Genomic DNA, 19,559 nt, shown 5'->3' with positions numbered 1-19,559 from the left:
ACGTTCCGTGTCACTGATGTCCCATGGAGTCTCCGTATGCCCGATGCCACGCCGGAACAGGTCGCGGCCCAGCCCGTCGTCGCACCGCTGACCAGCGCAGCCCTGATCCTCGTCGCCACGGTCGAACCCGGTGGTGAGTCCGTGGTCCGCGAGACGCTGCCGGAACTGGCCTCGACGGCCCGCGCCATCGGATTCCGGTTTCCCGGCACCGGCCTGACCTCGGTCACCGGCTTCGGTTCCGACGCCTGGGACCGGCTGTTCGCCGGACCGCGACCAGCGGGCCTCCACCCGTTCCGGGAACTGCACGGTGCACATCACCACGCCCCCGCCACCCCGGGAGATCTGCTGTTCCACATCCGGGCCGAACGGATGGACGTGTGCTACGAGTGGGCGTCCCGGCTCCTCGGCCGGTTCGGCGGGGCGGTGAAGGTCGTCGACGAGACACAGGGGTTCCGCTACTTCGACCGCAGGGACCTGCTCGGCTTCGTCGACGGCACCGAGAACCCCGTGGGGGCCGATGCGCGGTCGGCGGCCCTGGTCGGCGCCGAGGATCCGGAGTTCGCGGGTGGCAGCTATGTCGTCGTGCAGAAGTATCTGCACGACCTCGCCTCCTGGAACGCCCTGAGTACCGAGGCGCAGGAGCGCGTCATCGGCCGTACGAAGCTCGCCGACATCGAGTTCCCCGACGACGTCAAGCCCGCCGATTCCCATGTCGCTCTCAACACGATCACCGGACCGGACGGCACCTCGCGCGAGATCCTGCGGGCCAACATGCCGTTCGGCAGCTTCGAGCAGGGCGAGTTCGGCACGTACTTCATCGGATACGCCGCCGACCCGGGAGTGACCGAGCAGATGCTCCGCAACATGTTCCTCGGTGATCCGCCCGGCACGTACGACCGCATCCTCGACTTCTCGACTGCGGTCACCGGCACGCTCTTCTACGCCCCCCGCGCCGACTTCTTCGACGCCCCGCCGCCGTCGCCCGCCGTGACCACGGCCGAGGCCCTGCCGGAGCCGGTGTCCGCGTCGGCAGTGGCGCAGGCCCCGGCCCGGCCGGACGACGGTTCGCTGCACATCGGCAGCCTGCGAGAAAGTACCCAGTGATGAACAACCTCCACCGCGAACTCGCCCCCGTCACGGAAGCCGCCTGGGACCAGATCGAAGAAGAGGCCCGGCGCACCTTCAGTCGCCATCTGGCGGGCCGCCGGGTCGTCGATGTCACGGGGCCGGACGGTCCCGGGCTCGCGGCCATCGGCGACGGCCATCTGCGCAGGATCGACCCGCCCACGCCGGACGTGATCGCCCGTGCCCGTACGTCGGTGCCCGTCATCGACTGGCGGGTGCCGTTCACGGTGACCCGGGCGGCGGTGGACGACGTCGAGCGCGGATCCGACGACAGCGACTGGCAGCCCGTCAAGGACGCTGCCCGCACGTGTGCGTTCGCCGAGGACATGGCGGTCATCGACGGATACGCGTCGGCCGGCATCACCGGGCTCCGGGACGGCTCCTCGCACACACCACTGCCGCTTCCGGCCGACGCCCGCGACTATCCGGCCGCGGTCAGCCAGGCGCTGACCCAGCTGCGCCTGGCCGGGGTCGGCGGCCCGTACCGCCTGCTGCTCGGCGCCGACGCCTATACGGAAGCGACGGAGACCTCCGACCACGGATACCCGGTGGCCACCCATCTGGCCCGACTGCTCGACGACCAGATCCTGTGGGCGCCCGCTGTCACGGGCGGCGTGCTGCTGTCCACCCGTGGCGGTGACTTCGAACTGCGCCTGGGCCAGGACCTGTCGATCGGCTATCAGGACCACGACGCGACCAGCATCCGGCTCTACTTCCACCAGGCGTTCACCTTCCGGATGCTGACGCCCGAGGCCGTGATCCCGATCATCGCCTGACGAGCCGCCTCCCCGGGCCGGTCGCCCGCACGTGCGGGCGCTCCGAACGCTCCGGACGCAGGCAGCAGGCGCGGCGTCCGAGGTCCCGAGGTGTGCCGCCCGAGATCCGTCCGGCGGAGTCAGGCCGTCGGACCGGCCCACCGCTGGGCGAGGAACGCCTCGCCGGGCCGCGTGCGGGATGGCGAGGTCGCCGCCCGCCGGGTGGGCGAGCGTGTCGACGCGGTCGAGACCGAGCTGATCACGGAGCGCCTCGACGTGGTCGGCCGGGCGATCGGGCCCCTCGGTCCGACGCACGCGCAGTACTCCCTGCCCGGACCTCTGCTCGGAGTGCAGCAGTCGTCGAAGTGCAGCAGTCGGGGCTGCGTCCCGGTCGGCGCCTGCTCGCGGACCACCCGGGGCGCCGGAGCCCGCGCGGCGCACCGGGTGACGGTCAGCCGGTCGGATGGGGCGACGGCTCCGGTTCCGGTACCGGCTCGGGGTTCGGCGAGGGCGGTTGCGGGATCGGATCCGGCGCAGGGCCGGGCGGGACGGGTCCGGGCGGCGGAGGCGGCGGCTCCGGCAACGGCGACGGCGGCCCGGGCATCGGCCCGGGGGTGGGCGCCGGTGGCACGGGGTCGGGGTACGGATTGGTCATCGGATGCCTCCGAACGGTTCGGGGTGGATCTCCTTCCACCGTCCCCCGGAGCGGCGGCCCGCGCCTGGTGAGTCCATGCGTACGGGTTCCGGATGACCTGTCCGCAGGCTCCGTCCGGACGGCGGGGTCAGCGCACGGCGGCAGCAGCGGCGGCGAGACCCGTACGGGGACTGGAGAGCACCGGGATCCGGGTGACTGTACGGGTGACCGCGTCGGCCATGGACGCCTGCGCCAGTACGATCACATCCGCGTCCGTCACGGCATCGGCCGCTGCCGCGACCAGGTCCAGAAAGCCCTCGCGGTCATCGGCCTCGAAGCAGGCCCAGGCCCCGTCGACCAGGACGGTACGAACCTCGGCGGTCCGGTCCCCCCTCTCTTCGGCGAGCAGCGCGAGGGTCGGTGCCAGGGTGGCATCGAGCGCAGCGAGGACCACGACACGTTCCCGTGCCGCGGCGGCCACCGCCATCGGACGGTCGACACGCAGCACCGGAACTCCTGCCGCTGCCGCGGCCGACTCGGCGACCCCGCCGATCGTCGAACAGGTACAGAGCACGGCACGGGCACCCTCGGCGACGGCACCCGCGAGCAGCGCCCGGACCTCCCCCGCCACCGCTCCCGGGCCCGATTTCCGGGCCCGGATGAGCAGATCCTCGGCCACGAGATGGCGCAGGCCGAGTCCGGGATGGTCCATGTCCCGAAGCGCGTCGAAGGCCGGGACGTGGGCCGGGGAGGTGTGCAGCAGTGCGAGTGTCATCGACCGAACGGTACAACTCTCCGACCGGTACGGGACATCGGCCGGTACGGATCACCGCCGATACGGATCAGCGCGCCTCGTCGGCGTACGACGCTACAGCTCTGGGTGGGACGTGAGCTGTGCCTTCGCCCGCTCCACCAGTTCGGCCGGGGCTTCGGGAGCCCGCTCGGGGTGGCGCTCCGCCCACTTCGCGGCGTACGGGCAGAGCGGGACGACGGGAACGCCCTCACGGCCCGCCATGGCGTAGAACTCCTGGACGAGGGAGCCCGCGATGCCCTTGCCCTCGTGGCCGGGTTCGACGACGGTGTGTACGGCCACGAGTGCGGCGGGGGCGCCCTCCAACACGAAGTACGCGATGACTCCGGTGGCCTTTCCGTTCTCGTACGCGAGCAGGTTGCCGTTCGCGCGGTCGTCGCGGATGTCGAGTTCGATCCGGTCGGCCGGTTCTGCCATGACGGGTACTCCCTCGGTGATCGAGCCGGTTCAGCTCGCCGCGGGGACGGCGTGCGGGCTCCGTTCGGTGGCGGTGCCGGGTACCGGCTCGGAGGCGTCGCCGCCGAGTGAGACGATCCGGTTGTCGGCATCGACGTGCACGATACGCGGGGTCAGGTCGCGGGCCTCGGCGTCGTCGACCTGGGCGTAGCTGATCAGGATGACCAGATCACCGGGGTGGACGAGGTGGGCGGCGGCGCCGTTGATGCCGATGACACCGGAGCCGCGTTCACCCTCGATGACGTACGTCTCCAGGCGTGCACCATTGTCGATGTCGACGATGTGCACCAGCTCGCCGGGCAGCAGATCCGCCGCCTCCATCAGCTCGGCATCCACGGTCACGGAACCGACATAATGCAGGTCGGCGTGGGTCACGGTGGCACGGTGGATCTTGGACTTGAATACTGTCCGAAACATGAAGAGACTCCCGAAATGTCTGCTCCCTGCCTGCTTCCTGCAGGTCAAGGGCGATTTCTGGAGCCTACAGCCATTCGCATGTTCGGTCAGCTGTCCCCAGGTGTTGCAGGACTCACGCTGACCAATGGCTGACTTCCCTGACGCATCGCCAGGATGGAGATTTGCCGTCAGGCTCGATAGCCCTGCAGTCGGCCCGTTCAACGCAAGAGGCGTCTTGCGCTGTGAGTTTGCGTCCCGTCGGCGCGGATACCCACACCCCCTTGGTGTGCGGGAACACTCCTGTCACGGGAGGTGAGGACACCGAGGAGGCGGATGACTTCGTGGGTCAGGGCGGTGCGGGCGGGGGCGAGGTAGCTGACGATGTCGCCGGTTCCTACGAGGGGCATGGTGTTCCTTCTGGGTACGAAGTGAGGGGGCGGACGTCCGTCCGGCGGCGGAGGCGGTCGTGGACGGCGGGGTCGAAGGAGCCGGCCAGGGGCGCGGCGACGGCGGCGGCGGAGAGGGCGACCACGTCCGCGAGTCGCCGGGGCCAGGCGGTGGCGGTCACCAGCCCCAGGGCCAGCGCGGCGACAGCGGCGTCCCCGGCACCGATCGGGTTGCCACGCAGCCGCTCGGTGGGCCGGGCTTGCCAGGAGCCATGCGGGGTCAGAGCGATCAGGCCCTCGGGTCCGAGGGAGGCGACGACGGCCGACGAGGTGACCCAGTTCGCCGACCCCACCGTGGCCACCGGTGAGCACGCGGCCCCCGGTGAACACGGCGCCGGCGATCCCCGTCCCGCCCGCTACGAAGACAAAGTCGGCACAACCCCGGGCCGGCACCGGCCCGGGCCTCGGCCAGGCCGCCCGCCCGCCCGCCCGGACATCGTGCCCGAACGCGACGGGCAGGTCGATATGTTCCGCCAGCGCAGTTTGAGGGCCGCCTCACGGCCCAGTCCGGTCGTCCAGCCCGTGCCGAGGAACGTGAACTGGTCGGCGGTCAGGGACCCTTCGGGGAGATCCGCGGGGGGCCAGACCGAGGCCGCCGCGCAGCAGGACGAGGGCGGTGGTGGCGAACCGGGTCTGCACCACGGACCGCTCGTCGGCGAATGACAGGTCAACGAGAGTGTCCGAGACGTCCCGGACAGGCGTGGCCACGTCGCCGGTGAGCGTGATGGTCGGGACGGTCGGGTCGGTGCGCATCAGGGCGTCGATGACCTCGGTCGTGGTGCCGGAGCGGCTGATGGCGAGGACGCGGTCATAGCGGCGGGCCGCCTGGAACTCGGACGCGGGGAACGCGTCGGTCTCGCCGAGCCCGGCGGCCTCGCGCAGCGCCGCGTACGCCTGCCCGATGAAGAGCGATGTCCCGCAGCCCACCACGGCCACGCGCTCGCCGTCCCGGGGCAGCCCGCCCTGGGGCAGGCAGGCCACGGTTTCCAGCGCGCGGCGCCAGCAGGCGGGCTGGCTGGCGATCTCCCGGTCGGCATGGCTCTCGGCGTGGATTGCGGGAGCACGATCGTGGTGTGTCACAGCAACCTCCGGATGAGAGGAAAAGGGGCGGACCACGGTCAGGCCGTCCGGTGGATCTGCTCACGGTGGACCGGGTGCGCGAAGGGCCGGCCCGCGGTGTAGTGGGCGAGCTCGTCGGCGGCAGCCGCGGCCATGCGATGCAGTTCGTTGCCGAGGGAGCCGGCCGCGTGCGGGGTGAGCAGGACGTTGGGCAGGTCGTACAGCGGTGAGTCCGCCGGCAGGACGTCGGGTTCGGTGACATCGAGCACCGCGTCGAGCCGGCCGGAGACCAACTCCTCGACCAGGGAGTCCTGGTCGATCAGCGATCCGCGCGAGGTGTTGATCAGGGTGGCGCCGTCGCGCATCAGGGCGAGCCGGTCCCGGCTGATCAGGTGCCGGGTCTCGGGAAGCTCTGGGGCGTGGACGCTCACCACGTCGCTCTGTGCGCACAGTTCGTCGAGGGGTACGAGACGGGCGCCGAGAGCGGCGGCCTCGCTCTCGGCCACGAACGGGTCGTGGACCAGCAGCCGGAGGTCGTAGGGGCGGAGCAACTCGATCACCCGGCGGCCGATCCGCGAGGCGCCGACGATGCCGACGGTGCGGTGGTAATTGCCGATGTCCTGGTACTCGGACTCCCAGTCGAACGGGCCACGCCGCTTGCGGTAGTCCCCGCTGATCCGCAGCAGCCGCTTGTTGGCGAACAGCACGGCGGCGACGGTGTACTCGGCCACGGGCAGGGCGTTGACCGCCGCGGCGGAGGTGACCTGGATGCCCCGTCCCCAGCAGGCGTCGGTGATGTGGTGCTTGACGGAACCGGCTGCGTGCAGCACCGCCCTCAGGCGTGGTGCGGCGGCGAGCACATCCCCAGTGATCGGCGGACACCCCCAGCTGCTGATGATGACCTCGGTCTCGGCGAGGGCGGTGACCGCCTCGGGAGTGGTGAAGTCGTCCAGGACGAGCGACGGGTCGAGCTCGGCCAGCCGGGTGAGGCGGCCCAGGGTGGCATGGTCGATGAGCCGGGGCGCGAGCGACGGGTGCATGGCGAGTAAGGCCCTGGGACGGTGACCCGGTGCCTCGGGGGCGCGCGGTGGCGCCTCGGGCGGAGTCCTGCGGCGGGGCACGTGGTTCTCCGTAAGGTGGTCGAAGTGGTGGGGCGGGAGGGTCACTTGACGCTGCCCGCGGTGAGGCCGGCTTTCCAGTGCCGCTGGAGGGCGATGAACGCGACCACCAGCGGGACGATCGCGAGCAGGGAGCCGGTGACGACGAGAGGGTAGAAGTCGGGGAAGGAGCGGGTCTCGGCGTTCCAGGAGTAGAGGCCGAGACTGACCGGGAAGAGCCGGTTGTCGGAGAGCATCACCAAGGGCAGGAAGAAGTTGTTCCAGATGGCGGTGAACTGGAACAGGAAGATGGTCACGTAGCCGGGCATCACCATGGGCAGGCCGACCGACCAGAAGGTGCGCAGCTCCCCCGCGCCGTCGACGCGGGCCGCCTCCAGGACCTCACCGGGCACGTATCCGCCGCAGAAGACCCGTGCCAGATAGACCCCGAAGGGGTTGACCAGGCAAGGGATGAACACGGCCCAGAAGGTGTTCACGATGCCGACCTCGGAGGCGAGCAGGTACATCGGCAGGGCGAGCGCGGTGGTGGGCACCAGCACACCGAGCAGCACGAGGCCGAACAGCTTCTCCTTGCCACGGAAGGCGTAGACGTGAAAGGCGTAGCCGGCGCAGACGCAGATGAACGCGCAGAGCAGGGCGCCGAGTCCCGCGTAGAGCAGGGAGTTGAGGTACCAGCGGAAGTAGATGCCGCCGTCCGCGGTCGCGAGGTCGTGCAGGTTCTGTCCGAGGTGCAAGGTGGACGGAGTGAGGGTGTTGCCGCCGAGCAGGTCGGGAGTGCTCTTGGCGGCGGCGGTGAGCAGCCAGCCGAGCGGCAGCAGGGTGTAAAGGGTGGCGAGCAGGAGCGCGCCGTTCACCGTCGCCTTGGAGAGGGTCCACGGCCGCCCCGCGCGCGTGCCTTGGGCGGGACCGGGCCGGGAGGGGCACCTGGCGGCGCGCTTCCGGGGTGCGAGGGTGGTCATGCTGTGACCTCCGCACGTCGCTCGGACCGAACTCGGCCGACCCGGGTGATGAGGAACGACAGGGCGGCCGCGGCGAGCGCGAGCAGCACGGAGGCGGCGGCGGCGAGGCCGTAGTCGTTGCGTTCGAAGGCTGCGGTGTAGGCGTACATGTTGGGCGTCCAGGAACTGACCACGGCCGGGGCGGTGGTGTGCAGGATCATGGGTTCGGTGAAGAGCTGAAGCGAACCGATCACGGTGAACATGCCGACCATGGTGATCGAGGCGCGGATCAGCGGGATCTTGATGCTGAGGGCGGTGCGTAGCGGGCTCGCGCCGTCCACGACCGCGGCCTCCAGGACCTCGCGGGGAATGGCCTGGAGTGCCGCGTAGAAGATGACCATGTTGTAGCCGGTCCACTCCCACACGGCGATGTTCACCACGGCGGGCAAGGGGTGGCCGAGCAGGTCGAGCTGGGCGCCGGCCGAGTCGAGGGCGTTGACCACCGGGCTGATGCCGGGGGTGTAGAGGTAGGTCCAGATCAGGGCGGCGATGATGCCGGGTACGGCGTGCGGCAGGAAGAGCGCCAGCTGGAAGAAGCGCTTGGCCCGGGCGAGGGCCGAGTCCAGGAGCAGTGCCATGACCAGCGACAGGCCGAGCATGAGGGGGATGTAGATCAGGCAGTACCGGGCGATGGTCAGGAAACCGTCCAGGTAGGCCCCGTCCCCGAGTACCCGGGAATAGTTTCCGAGTCCTGTGAAGATCGTCTCGGCGTCCCCGAATCCCAGCCCCGAGCGACGCTCGGTGAACAGGCTCAGATAGACCGCGTAGCCGATCGGGACCAGCGTCACCGCGGTGAAGAGCGCGAAGAAGGGGGCGAGCAGCAGCACCGGAGCCCCGCTTCTCCCGCGCTGCCGCCCGATGGTGGCGGCGCGGGAGACGGAGGTGTCGGGCCGGCTCACTGAGCGACCTTGAGTCCGCGGGTCTTCATCTCGGCGAGAGTGGCCTGCTGGGACGCGTCCACGGCGGACTGGATGGTGCCGCCCGCGCCGAGCTTGCCGAAGGCGTCCTTCATCGAGGAGTTGGTGGTGCCCATGGCGGGACCCCAGTGCCAGTCCTGCTTGACCGACTTGGCGGCGTCGATGAAGACCGAGTAGATGTCCTGACCACCGTAGAAATCGGTATTGAACGCCGCCTTCGCGACCGGCACCAGGTCAGGGGAGGCGGGGAACAACGAAGAGGTACCGGAGGCGATACGGGCCTGGATCCCTTCGGGGGTGGTGGTCGCCCAGGTCGCAAACTCGACCGCCGCCTTGGCCTTCCTGCTGTCCTTGGAGACGGCGAAGGTGGAGCCGCCGAGCATGCCGCTCGCGGGCTTTCCGTCCCAGGTCGGAACCGGGGCCACCGCCCACTTGCCCTTCGCGCCGGACGTGTCGGCGAGCGTGCTCTTGAGTACGCCGCCGCCCCAGGCGGCACCGACGTAGCCGGCGGTCTCACCCTTCTGCAGCGAGGCCGTCCACTGCTGACTGAACGATGCCTGCGAGTGAACCAGGTCGTCGGAGACCAGGTGCTGCCAGAAGTCGGTGACCTGCTTGGTCGCGGGGCCGTCGAGGTCGACGGTCCAGGTGTCGCCGGACGCGCCGAACCAGCGCGCCCCGTTCTGCCAGGCCAGTGCCTCCAGGACGCCGGGGTCGTCCGGGAAGAAGGTGCCGATCCGGGTGTTCGGCGACGTGGCCTTGAGCTTCTCGGCGGCGGCGCGGTACTCGGCCCAGGTCTTCGGCGGGGCGATGATGCCCGCCTTGGCGAACAGGTCCTTGCGGTAGAAGAACGCCTGCGGGGCTGCGTCCAGGGGCAGCGCCCAGCTGCGCTCGCCGAGGGTCGTCAGCTCGACCGCCTGGGGCAGGTACTTCGCCTTGAGCGTGTCCGGGACGAGCGGGGTGATGTCCTGGACGGCACCCTGGCTGACGAAGTCCGGCAGGGCGCCGTACTCCACGTTGAACACGTCCGGGGCGTTGCCCGCCTTGACCGCGTTGGAGATCTTCGCGTAGCCGCCGGCGTTGCCGGACGGGATCTGCTCGAAGGTCACCCGGACGTCCTTGTGGGAGGCGTTGAACGCCTTCACGACGTCCTCGGTGCCCTTGGCCCATCCCCAGAAGGTGATCGTGACCGGAGCGTTGCCCGCGCCGTCGCTGCGCGGATCGCCGTCCGAGTCACCGCTGGTGCAGGCCGTGGCAATCGACAGCGACAGTGCACAGACGGTGACGGCGGCGGCGAGCCGGAGGGTTCTGCGGCCGCGGCGAGGGTTGCTTCTGAAGGACATGGCTCGGCTCCTGTGAGTAGGGCGGCGTACTCGTGGGGGAGGGGCCCGGCAGGCCGACAGCCGCCGGCCGGTGCGGGTGGCGCCATCGTGCGACCGACTCCGATCAGAGTCAAGAGATCTGGATCAAATGATCCGATGTGATCACCGCGGGCTGCTCGCTTGCGTCGGATACCTCTTGCATTTATGGGCGATTGTCGAGAGATCGGATTGATTGACAGAGATTATTCGATCGAATCCTTGACGTTCGATCTCTCGATCCCTAGATTCGGTCCGCCTGATCGGACCAAGGAGCAGCCATCATGTCCTCGATCCCGCTTCCGCCGGAAGACCGCGCGCTCAGCCCGTACACCGGCTGGACCAGGGCGCATTGGGAGGCGGTCGCCGACGGGCTGTTGACGGCCGCCCTGCGCCATGCCGGTCCGGAACACGCCCTGATCCCCCTGCCCGGCCCCCGTCCGAGCATCTCGGGGACGCGCTCGGACGCCCTCGAAGGTTTCGCCAGGACCTTCCTGCTGGCGGCCTTCCGGGTCGCCGGTGCTGGCGGCGACGACCCGCACGGCTTCCTGCAGCGCTACACCGAGGGCCTGGCAGCCGGGACCAGGACCCCGACCACCGACCGTGACCTCACCCCACGCGATCCCGTCTCCTGGCTCGTCATCGGCGACCGCAACCAGGCCATGGTCGAGGCCGCATCGATCGCGCTCGCCCTTCGGATCACCCGCCCCTGGCTCTGGGACCGGCTCGACGAGCAGGTGCGCGAGCGGACACGGGCCTGGCTGACCGGAGCCCTGCACCACACCCCTGTCGACAACAACTGGTGGCTCTTCCCGCTCACCGTCGGGGGCTTTCTCGCCGACATCGCCGCCGACCAGGACGGCGCGGCGCGAGACGCCGTCGGACGCGGACTGGCGAAGATCGAACAGTGGTACCTCGGTGACGGCTGGTACACCGACGGCCGTCCGCGCGCCTTCGACCACTACAACGGCTGGGCATTCCACCTCTACCCCTCCTTGCACGCCCACCTGAACGGCGACACCCGTCTGCTCGACGTGCACGGTCCCCGGCTCGCGGCGCACCTCGACGGCTATGCCCACACCTTCGGCGCGGACGGATCCCCGATGCACCAGGGCCGCTCCCTCACCTATCGCTTCGCCGCCACCGCGCCCCTGTGGGCCGGCGCCCTCACCGGCCACACCCCACTGACACCGGGCGCGACCCGCCGCGTCGCCTCCGGCGTGCTGCGCCACTTCGTCGACCACGGAGCCCTGGACGAGGACGGTCTGCTCACTCTGGGCTGGCACGGGCCCCACCTGCCGCTCGTACAGGAGTACTCGGGCCCCGCCTCGCCGTACTGGGCGAGCAAGGGCTTCCTCGGACTTCTCCTCCCCTCCGGCCATCCTGCGTGGACCGCGGTCGAGGAACCCGCACCGGTCGAACGCGCCGACGCCGTTGTCCCGCTTCCGCGGCCCGGGTGGCTGATCCAGTCCACCGCCGCCGACGGGATCGTCCGGCTCCACAACCACGGCAGCGACGACCAGCCCGCCGACCACGTACAGCCCGACAATCCGTTGTACGCCCGCCTCGCCCACTCCACCGCCACCGGCCCGGCCTTCGACGACACGCCCGACAACCACGTCGGCGTGCTGGTCGACGGCGAGCTCAGCGAGCGCGGCCGGATCCGGCCGCTCGGCGCGGGCGACGGCTGGGCCGCCTCCGCGCACCGTCCCCGCATCCGAGGCGCCGAACTCCCCGGCGTCACCGTCACCTCCGTGGTCCTGGCCTCGGGAGTCGACGAGGTTCACGCGCACCTGGTCACCGGGGCCGGCCCCGGCACCGAGGTGCGGCACAGCGGCTGGGCCGCGGCAGGCACGGCCGTCGAAGAACGCACGGACGGCCTGTCCGCCCGGGTCGTGGCTGCCACCGCCGACGGCACTCGGCTGCTCTCGTCGCTGGAGAACGTCCACGGCTTCACCGCGGTAGGCACCCACACGCTGCCGACCGGCACCGCCTACGGAACCGTTGGCGCGGTACCCGCCCTTCGTGGCCGCACGGGCGGCGGGGACTCGCTGTTCGTCGCCGCGGCGAGACTGACCGGAGCGGGTGTCGGCGCCGAGCCCCAACCCGACGCGGCGCTCCACGTGCGTGTCGAGGGAACCCGGATCCGTGTGCGCCGGACCGATGGCATCGAACTCGAGGCCCTGCTTGCACCTGAGGCCGTCACGGTGACGGTACGCACGGCACGGTGACCGCCGTGCGCCGGCTCACCTGACGGAGGATCAGCCGGAGCCGCCGCAGGAGGTGCGGATCTTGAGCTCCGGCAGCAGCTCCAGATGGTGCACCGGCAGTCGCTCGTCGCCGCTGCCCAGCCGGCGCAGCAGCAACTCCAGGGCCGCCGCGCCGACTGCCCGCTTCGGCGGGGCCACGGCGGTCAGCGGCGGCGCGGCCAGGGCCGCGAACACGTCGTCGTACGAGATCACCGCCACGTCCTCGGGCACGCGGAGGCCACGGGCACGCAGGACCGGGACGAGCTGGATGGCCTCCTTGTCGTTGTGCACGAGAACCGCCCGCGCCCCTTCCGCGACGCCCTCGGCGATCCGCGCCCCGATGGCCTCGGAGTCCTGGCCGGGGTGCTCGATGTCGATCACCGGTCGCGGCTCCAGACCGAGCAGCCGCACCCCCTCGGTGTAGCCCGCCCGTACCTGGTAAGCCGTCCAGGTGTCCTGCCGCGCGGTGAGCATCACTGCGCCGTGACCTAGTCCGGCCAGGTGGCGCAGCGCGAGCATGACGCCGTGGCCGTGGTCGGACGCCACCGAGTCCAGACCGGCGCCGACGCTGTCGGCAGGGGCACGGCGCTCCACCAGTACGGTCGGCAGGGGGAGTTCGCTGATCCAGGAGCCGACGCCGCTGGGGCCATCCGGGGTCCAGTTGGGGGTGACCAGGAGACCGTCGACGCCGGACTCGAGCAGTTGCCCGACCTGAGCGCGGTCCTCGGCGGCCCCGTACGGCGCGATGCCGAGCACCAGGCGCGCCCCGGCAGCGGACGCAGCCGCTCGGGCGCCGGCGATGATCTCGTCGAAGTACGAGCCGGCGGTGGGGACGAGCATGCCGATGACCCATTCGCGGCCGGTGGAGGCGGGGGTGGCCGCTCCGCGCGGCAGCGACACGGCGCCGTGCGAGCGGTTCAGCAGCCCGTTGTCGGCGAGCGCGGCGATGTCCCGGCGTACGGTGACGGCGGCGAGCCCGAGTCGTTCCGCGAGGTGCACGACCCGGACCGTACCGAGTTCGCCGACGGCTTCGAGGATCCGCGCCCGGCGTTCCTCGGCTGTGAGAGTCATCGTTTTCCTCTCCCTGGTGCGCGTCCACGGCGCGAATCGCGGCGGCGCGCGGCCCTGTCTGATCAATTTGTATCATTCGATCGACCTGACGCGGCAGGCATGCGGTGCCGTACGGCCGGGCGAACGGCAGGGGCCCGTGCCCGGCAGCGGAGACTGCCGGGCACGGGCCGTCGGTGAAGAGGCGGTCTCAGCCGTTGCCGCCTGCCGTGACCGTGAGGTAGTCGATGTTCGGTCCGTCGTTCTCGGCCGCCGTGAGCCGAACGGTGTTGGACCCCGCCTTCAGCGGGACCGTCGCCGTCGCGTCGGACCAGGTGGACCACGATCCGGTGACCGGGTAGGCGGTCGTGCTGATCGTCCGCCCGTTGACCGAAAGGGTCAGCGGCCGTACGCCGGACAGCAGGGCGTAGCGGATCGCCAGGGTGTGGTCGCCGGCCTCGGCCGCGTCCACGGTCCACTCGATGAAGCCTCCCGCTCCGGACGGATAGTTGACGTAGGCGTCACCGCTCTGTCCTCGCGCCAGCGTTTCCACCGACGTCCCGCTCAGCACCGCGTCCTCCGCCTCGCAGCGGACACCGGGCCGACAGTTGACGGTGATCGTCTGGTGGGTCATGGCCGTGACGGGCCGCCGGAGGTAGCCGGAGGTCACCTCACCCGTGATGTCGTACGAGCCGGACCTCAGGTCGGCCGGGGCCAGCAGGGTGTACGAGACCTTCAGGCTCTCGCCGGGCGCCACGCTCGGCGCGGTGGCGGGAGAGGACGGCAGCAGCGTGAAACCGGTGGGCACGGTCAGCTTCACCTCGACGTCGGTGGCCGGGGCGGTGCCGTGGTTGGTGAACGTCGCCGTGACGGGGAGCTCCTGGCCGGGGCTCGCCTTGATGTCGTCGACGGACAGGGTCAGCGCACCTGTCTGTGGGCATCCGGAGCCGCTCGTGGGGGCCGGGCCGAGGTCGTCGACCACCAGCTCGTCCACGGTCACCGCGCCCTTGCCGCCGGCCGAGGTCAGCGCAAGATACGCGTCGCCGCACGCCTCGGCACCGGTGGAGAACACCGTGCCGTACTCCTTGCTGGGTGCGCTGCCCTGCGGGGGTGCGCTGTCGTCCCAGCCTGCGGGCCGGGGATCGTCGGCGGACGGCCAGCTGTCGAGCGCGCGGCCGGTCGTGGTGGGCAGCGGGTCCTCGACCAGGACCCGATTCTCCGCCCCCGCGCCGCCCGAGCGGACCTGGAGCCGGTACTGGCCGGCCGTGTCCGACTGGTACCTCAGCCCGACGCGGTAGGTGCGGCCCGGCTTGAACTCCAGCGTCTGCGGAATGGTCCGCCACACCTCGCCCTTGCCGATTCTGAACGACTTGAACGAGAAGTCGCCGCTGATGGTGTCCCGGGTGTAGCCCTCGTGGCGTTCCGCGCGGTGGCTGTGCGGGTTGTCACTGCCCGAGCCTTCGCTGTTGACGAACGGGCCCCAGGCACGGTCGGCGGCCTCGAAGTCCTCGTAGAAGTAGTGCTCCGCGGTCTTCGGGGAGACGGTCGTGGGGTTGACCCGTACATCGGCGAAGTCGGCCGCGGTGCCGTCCGCGCCCGCGGCGCCCGACAGGCTGATCACGGCGGTACTGCTGCCCTGCGGCACGGTGAAGGGGACGGTCATCTTCTGGAACCGGGTGCCCGCCCAGACGTTGACCGGGTCCTTCAGGTCGGCGGGCGAGGTGTCGGTGGAGCGGCTCACCGGCGCGCCGCCATGGCCGCTCACCCCGAGTGTGGCGGTACGGCCGCCGGTGACCCGCACGTATGCGGAGGCCGCGTACGTGCCGGGGGCCAGTCCCTTCAGCTGCTGCGTCAGCCGGCCGGCCTTCGAACCGTCGAAGCGGGTGAACTGCCAGCCCTTGTCGCCGGTCTCGATCCGGGCGTCACCGCTCCGCGACCAGGCGTCGAAGGTGTGACTGTTGAAGGAGCCGTCCTTGACGATCGCTCCCTGGCCCCAGACGGTCTTCTGTCCTGCCGCCCCGTTCGGGTAGAGGACATATGCCGTGCGGGCGTCGGCTGTGAGGGTGACCGTGCCGTTCCTGACCTTGAGTGTCTTCTGGTCCCGGCGGCCGGTGTCCGTGAGGCGGTAGAGCACGACGGAGTCGCGGCCCCGCCATGCCGGGGGCAGCTTCCAGGTGCTGGTGCCGCCCGCGTCGTTCCAGTGGTAGATCTTGTCCTGCTTCTCCGGATCCCAGGGCAGGAACAGCTTGTCGCCCTCGGCGAGCTTGGTGTCGCCCTGGAAGAGCTGCCAGGTCCCGGTCGCGTCCGTCGAGTACACCCCGTCGGTGAAGTCGACCCGGTGGTCGGTCCACTTGGTGATCGGGAAGTGCTGCATGAACTTCGTCGGCAGGTTGTTGGTGTAGACCTTCCGCTGCCAGGCGTTGAGGTCGGTCTGCCCCATCCAGCCGCCGTACGAGAGGTTCGACAGGCCCTTGAGGAGCGTGGCGTCCTTGCGGTACCAGATGTCGCGGTCGGTGTTCTGGATGAAGCGGACGATCTGTGACCGCACGCCGTTGCCCTCGTACTGGCCCGAGCGGTGGTACCAGAGCGCGTCCCGGTCCATGTAGTCCTCGAACTCGGTGTGCACCATCCAGCCGTTGCGGTGCTGGAGCCGGGCCAGTTGGTAGGCATTGTAGCCACGGCCGAAGTACACGTCGTTGTAGATGAACGACAGGCCCGGCACGTCGGCGGCGAGGTCGTCGAGGCGCTTGGCGAAAGCGCCCGACTGGACGTCCTTGTCGCGGTCGATGTGGTAAGAGACGTCCCGGTAGATCCAGCCGGTGTCCTTCTCGCCGTTGGTCATGTCCCAGCGGAAGCTCTTGGCGTCCGGGTAAGCCTCGGTGGAGTTGATGTGGACGCCGATGTCGGCGCCGTACTTCTTCGCCTCTTCGACGAGGAGGTTGAGGTCCTTGCGGCCGCCCGCCCCTTCGTTCAGATGGCCGCCGTAGTCGGGATGCGCGTTGTCGTGCCCTTCGGCCTGATAGCCCTTCAACTGCACGAGCTGACCGAGCCCGTCCGTCAGCAGGCTGCCCTTCTTGATGTCGTCGAGGACGCGCGTGAAGGGGTGGCTTGCGAAGCTGTTGGTGTTGTACTCGATGTTGGAGACCACGTAGTTCTTGGTCTTCTCGGCGCCCAGCGGCCGGTACATGATCTCCCGGTACGCCATGGCTCCGTCCTGCCAGTCCACGGCCCCGTCGGCGTTCCGGTCACCGGTGAGGACGACCTTGGCGTACGGCAGTTCGGTGGGCTCGGGGTCCTGGCCGGCGACGGGCGTCGGCCGCCAGGTCCAGGTGCCGCTGGTCACCGAGGTCGACTTCGTCCCCTCGGTCTGTGTGGTCCGGACGAGCAGACGGGACTGGTCCTCCAACGAGTTGGTCTCGACGGAGGCGGCGAGCCGGTCCGTGGCGAGGATCGCATAGCTGGTGCCGCGCGGTGCCGTGTCGAGCGGGGCGTCGGCGAGTGCGGTATGCCGGTCGATGTCGGTCTCGGCGTTGTATTCCCCGCTGAACGACAGCCGCGCATCGGCGAGTTCGGCACCGGGCTGGTCGGCGCGCGCGGAGATCAGTCCCTGGTCGGGAATGGCGAGGGTGCGGAGCTTCTCGGCGCCGCCGTCCTCGATGCCCGTGACCTTGAAGGTCAGAACGTGACCGCTGACGGACAGCCGTGCCCGGAGCGTGAGGCTCAACTCGTCGATCCGGAGCACGTAGTCGACGCCGTCGGCGCCGGCCGTGCTCTGCACGGTGGGGGTGTATGCCTTCCCGTTGACGACGATCTGGTTGGTGCCGCCCGTGCGGCCGTACAGGACCGAGCCGTCGGCCGTCCACGTGTAGCGCTGGACGGCCGGGAAGGCCGGGTCGACCTGGATGGTCATCTCGGATGTGGAGAGGGAGAGCGAGCCGGTGTCCGCGTGCGCGGCGCCCGCGACCGCCGTGTGCAGGGATGCGGTCACGGCCAGACAGGCCGCGGCCGCTGCCAGTCTCCGGGACAGGCGTGGTCGTGCTGTTCGGGGCATGGGGAACTCCTCCGTGATTCCCTGGGGATGGGGGCGGCCCATGCTGCTGAGCGGGAAGGAGAGGAATCAACAAGAACTGCGGGACAACCAGGAAGATGTGCCACCGCAGGATGCCCGAACCACCAGTCCCGGTCGCAACTGCACCTGGTGCACAGGGCCGGTTCCGTCGTCGGCGAGCCGCTGCAGCAGGATCTCGGCGGCGAGCCTTCCCAGCCGATGCTTCGGCGGGGAGACCGCGGTGAGCGGTATCTCGGCCACGTCCGCGAACTCGTTGTCGTAACTGACCAACGCGAGTTCCTCCGGCACCCGCACACCGGCCCGGCGCGCGGCCCCGAGCAGCAACGCCGCCTCCCGGTCGCCGAAGCACAGTGCGGCGCTCGCCCCGTCGGCCCTGAGCGCAGCCACCGCCTCGTCGGCCTGCTCGGCATCCCAGTCGTCCGTGGACTGACTGAACCGGACGCTCTCCCGCAGACCGAAGTCGGCCGCCGCCTCGTTGAAACCTCTTGTGATCGCCGCGGCGTGCGGACCGTCCCCGCGCAGCACCAGGGCGACCCTGCGATGCCCGAGGTCGTACAGGTGCCGCACGGCGTCGTAGGCGCCGCTCGCGTGGTCCGTGCACACATGCTCGGTGGTGTCCCGTGACCCGGCCGCGGTGAGCCGGCGCTCCATCAGCGTCACCGGCACGGGCAGCCGCATCAGCTCGGCCGCGCGCTCCAGCGGGTCGGCCAGCTCGTGGAGAAGCGGCACCAGGAGCAGCCCGTCGACTCCGGCGCTCACCAGGCGCTCGATCGCCTCGCGTTCGATGCCCTGGTCGTACTGTGAACAGGCGAGCACCATACGCACCCCGGCCGCCGCCAGAGTCATCTCGACTCCCTGGAGGACCCGCGGGTAGTACAACGAGGTCGTCGGGACCAGCACCCCCACCACTCGGCCGGAGGGGCGGGCTTCGCCCGGCCGTACCGACGCGAAGGTCCCGGCGCCCTGCCGCCGCTCGACCAGCCGCTGCTCGACCAGCACCTCGTAGGCACGCCGGACCGTGGTCACAGAAAGCCCGGTCTCGGCCGCCAGCGACTGCTCCGTGGGCAACTTGCTGCCCTGAGGCCACGTGCCGTCGAGAACCCTCCGTCGCAGCTCTCGGGCCAGCTGGCGGAACTTCAGCTCCCGAGCCGACTGCGGTCGGGCATCCATCCACTCCCCCGTTCACAGAGCGTCATCGCTGCCCTGCCCGGCCCTCCGGAGCGCAAGCAGAGTGCAGTCTGGACTGTCGAGGAGTGCACGGTCAAGCCCCCGGCGCTCGCGCCATCTTGGGCATCTGACCCGGTGGTGAGGGTACGAGGTACGGGCTGCATGTGCCGTGCGCGTCTTGATTCCCGCCGTGCAGGCCGGGCGACAAGCTGCGCCTTCGGCCACGAGCGCACCCAGATCCTGCGCGCCGGAGCTACTCAAGACTGCCTACCTCGTTGCCGTCCCCACACCGAGATCCGGACCATGCGCGGCCCAACACCCCACCATGGACACGATGGAACATCATTCCTGCTGGTCACAAGGGTGTCTTGCTGTACCGCCAGCAGACCAAGAACTGGAGTGCCCCCGGCCGGGCCGGCCGCTACCGGCCTGTCGGCTGGCCGTGCCAGGAGTTCCACAGCGCGGCGTACACGCCTCCCGCCGCCACGAGCGCGTCGTGCGTACCCGATTCCGTGACCCGACCGCCCTCCATGACAGCCACACGGTCCGCGTCCCGGGCGGTGTGCAGCCGATGGGCGATGGCAATGACCGTCCGTCCACGCAGCACGGCGGCCAGCGCCCGCTCGGCGTGGCGCGCGGCCGTGGGATCCAGCAGTGCCGTCGCCTCGTCGAGGATAAGCGTGTGCGGGTCGGCCAGCACCACGCGGGCCAGGGTGAGTTGCTGTGCGGCCGCCGCGTCCAAGGCAAGCCCGGTGATCCCGACTTCGGTGTCCAGCCCGTCGGGCAGTGCGGTGAACCAGTCGGCCCCGACGGTGGCCAAGGCGGCGCGGAGTTCCGTGTCGCAGGCGGTGCCCACCGCGAGAAGCAGGTTGTCACCAACAGCAACCTCGTTCTCCGCCCGGTCCGGCTGATGAGCCGCCTCGTCGACGCCCGAGGCTTCGCCCAGGAGGTCGTCTC

The 19,559-nt window shown here is 70.4% G+C and carries 14 protein-coding genes and 3 pseudogenes; 3 read left to right on the top strand and 14 right to left on the bottom strand.

Features of this window, described 5'->3' with window-relative positions; all coding sequences use genetic code 11:
- Positions 1 to 36: 36 nt before the first annotated feature.
- Both ACF08M_RS06405 and ACF08M_RS06400 read left to right on the top strand, forming a co-directional pair.
- Complete coding sequence (locus tag ACF08M_RS06405; protein ID WP_392184098.1) at positions 37 to 1,104, top strand: Dyp-type peroxidase; 1,068 nt, start codon at positions 37 to 39, stop codon at positions 1,102 to 1,104.
- Positions 1,104 to 1,901, top strand: coding sequence for a family 1 encapsulin nanocompartment shell protein (locus tag ACF08M_RS06400; RefSeq protein WP_392184097.1), 798 nt, complete (start codon positions 1,104 to 1,106; stop codon positions 1,899 to 1,901). The genes ACF08M_RS06405 and ACF08M_RS06400 overlap by 1 nt, the downstream gene beginning before the upstream one ends.
- A 761-nt stretch (positions 1,902 to 2,662) precedes the next feature.
- Here the strand turns inward: ACF08M_RS06400 and ACF08M_RS06395 are convergent.
- The 10 genes and pseudogenes from ACF08M_RS06395 to ACF08M_RS06350 all read right to left on the bottom strand — a co-directional run bounded on the left by ACF08M_RS06395 (position 2,663) and on the right by ACF08M_RS06350 (position 10,055).
- Positions 2,663 to 3,289 carry an aspartate/glutamate racemase family protein gene (locus ACF08M_RS06395; RefSeq protein ID WP_392184096.1) on the bottom strand — a complete coding sequence of 209 codons (627 nt, stop codon included), beginning with the start codon at positions 3,287 to 3,289 and terminating at the stop codon, positions 2,663 to 2,665.
- 93 nt (positions 3,290 to 3,382) lie between these two features.
- The gene (locus ACF08M_RS06390; RefSeq protein ID WP_392184095.1) at positions 3,383 to 3,742 is read right to left on the bottom strand and encodes a GNAT family N-acetyltransferase; all 360 of its coding nucleotides are present in this window, start codon (positions 3,740 to 3,742) and stop codon (positions 3,383 to 3,385) included.
- A 30-nt stretch (positions 3,743 to 3,772) separates the two neighbouring features.
- Positions 3,773 to 4,198, bottom strand: a complete 426-nt coding sequence (gene panD, locus ACF08M_RS06385) for an aspartate 1-decarboxylase (RefSeq protein ID WP_392184094.1) — start codon at positions 4,196 to 4,198, stop codon at positions 3,773 to 3,775.
- A 373-nt stretch (positions 4,199 to 4,571) separates the two neighbouring features.
- Positions 4,572 to 4,916 (bottom strand): PfkB family carbohydrate kinase, encoded by a 345-nt coding sequence (locus tag ACF08M_RS06380; protein WP_392184093.1) that lies wholly within the window; start codon positions 4,914 to 4,916, stop codon positions 4,572 to 4,574.
- 31 nt (positions 4,917 to 4,947) lie between these two features.
- Positions 4,948 to 5,082: pseudogene (locus tag ACF08M_RS06375) on the bottom strand (ROK family protein); the annotation flags it as partial.
- 17 nt (positions 5,083 to 5,099) lie between these two features.
- Positions 5,100 to 5,676, bottom strand: a pseudogene (locus ACF08M_RS06370) (SIS domain-containing protein); the annotation flags it as partial.
- A 65-nt stretch (positions 5,677 to 5,741) separates the two neighbouring features.
- Complete coding sequence (locus tag ACF08M_RS06365; RefSeq protein WP_392184470.1) at positions 5,742 to 6,722, bottom strand: hydroxyacid dehydrogenase; 981 nt, start codon at positions 6,720 to 6,722, stop codon at positions 5,742 to 5,744.
- A gap of 122 nt (positions 6,723 to 6,844) precedes the next feature.
- Positions 6,845 to 7,759: a carbohydrate ABC transporter permease gene (locus tag ACF08M_RS06360; protein ID WP_392184092.1), complete on the bottom strand. Its 915-nt coding sequence runs from the start codon at positions 7,757 to 7,759 to the stop codon at positions 6,845 to 6,847.
- The gene (locus ACF08M_RS06355) at positions 7,756 to 8,697 is read right to left on the bottom strand and encodes a carbohydrate ABC transporter permease (protein WP_392184091.1); all 942 of its coding nucleotides are present in this window, start codon (positions 8,695 to 8,697) and stop codon (positions 7,756 to 7,758) included. The genes ACF08M_RS06360 and ACF08M_RS06355 overlap by 4 nt, the downstream gene beginning before the upstream one ends.
- Positions 8,694 to 10,055, bottom strand: a complete 1,362-nt coding sequence (locus tag ACF08M_RS06350) for an ABC transporter substrate-binding protein (RefSeq protein WP_392184090.1) — start codon at positions 10,053 to 10,055, stop codon at positions 8,694 to 8,696. The genes ACF08M_RS06355 and ACF08M_RS06350 overlap by 4 nt, the downstream gene beginning before the upstream one ends.
- Before the next feature lie 299 nt (positions 10,056 to 10,354).
- Between ACF08M_RS06350 and ACF08M_RS06345 the strand changes: the two genes are divergently transcribed.
- Positions 10,355 to 12,301 carry a DUF2264 domain-containing protein gene (locus tag ACF08M_RS06345; protein WP_392184089.1) on the top strand — a complete coding sequence of 649 codons (1,947 nt, stop codon included), beginning with the start codon at positions 10,355 to 10,357 and terminating at the stop codon, positions 12,299 to 12,301.
- Between the two features lie 30 nt (positions 12,302 to 12,331).
- Here the strand turns inward: ACF08M_RS06345 and ACF08M_RS06340 are convergent, their stop codons facing one another.
- The 4 genes and pseudogenes from ACF08M_RS06340 to ACF08M_RS06325 form a co-directional block, all read right to left on the bottom strand.
- The gene (locus ACF08M_RS06340; protein ID WP_392184088.1) at positions 12,332 to 13,390 is read right to left on the bottom strand and encodes a substrate-binding domain-containing protein; all 1,059 of its coding nucleotides are present in this window, start codon (positions 13,388 to 13,390) and stop codon (positions 12,332 to 12,334) included.
- Positions 13,391 to 13,577: 187 nt separating this feature from the next.
- Positions 13,578 to 17,417, bottom strand: a complete 3,840-nt coding sequence (locus ACF08M_RS06335; RefSeq protein ID WP_392184087.1) for an endo-alpha-N-acetylgalactosaminidase family protein — start codon at positions 17,415 to 17,417, stop codon at positions 13,578 to 13,580.
- 66 nt (positions 17,418 to 17,483) lie between these two features.
- Positions 17,484 to 18,605, bottom strand: coding sequence for a substrate-binding domain-containing protein (locus ACF08M_RS06330; RefSeq protein WP_392184086.1), 1,122 nt, complete (start codon positions 18,603 to 18,605; stop codon positions 17,484 to 17,486).
- Positions 18,606 to 19,023: 418 nt separating this feature from the next.
- Positions 19,024 to 19,485, bottom strand: a pseudogene (locus tag ACF08M_RS06325) (ABC transporter ATP-binding protein); the annotation flags it as partial.
- Positions 19,486 to 19,559 lie beyond the last annotated feature (74 nt).

The organism is Streptomyces sp. NPDC015032, assembly GCF_043080425.1.
GTDB lineage: Bacteria > Actinomycetota > Actinomycetes > Streptomycetales > Streptomycetaceae > Streptomyces.
The sequence above is the reverse complement of the archived record's forward strand: the minus strand, read 5'-3'. Positions and strand labels throughout refer to the sequence as shown.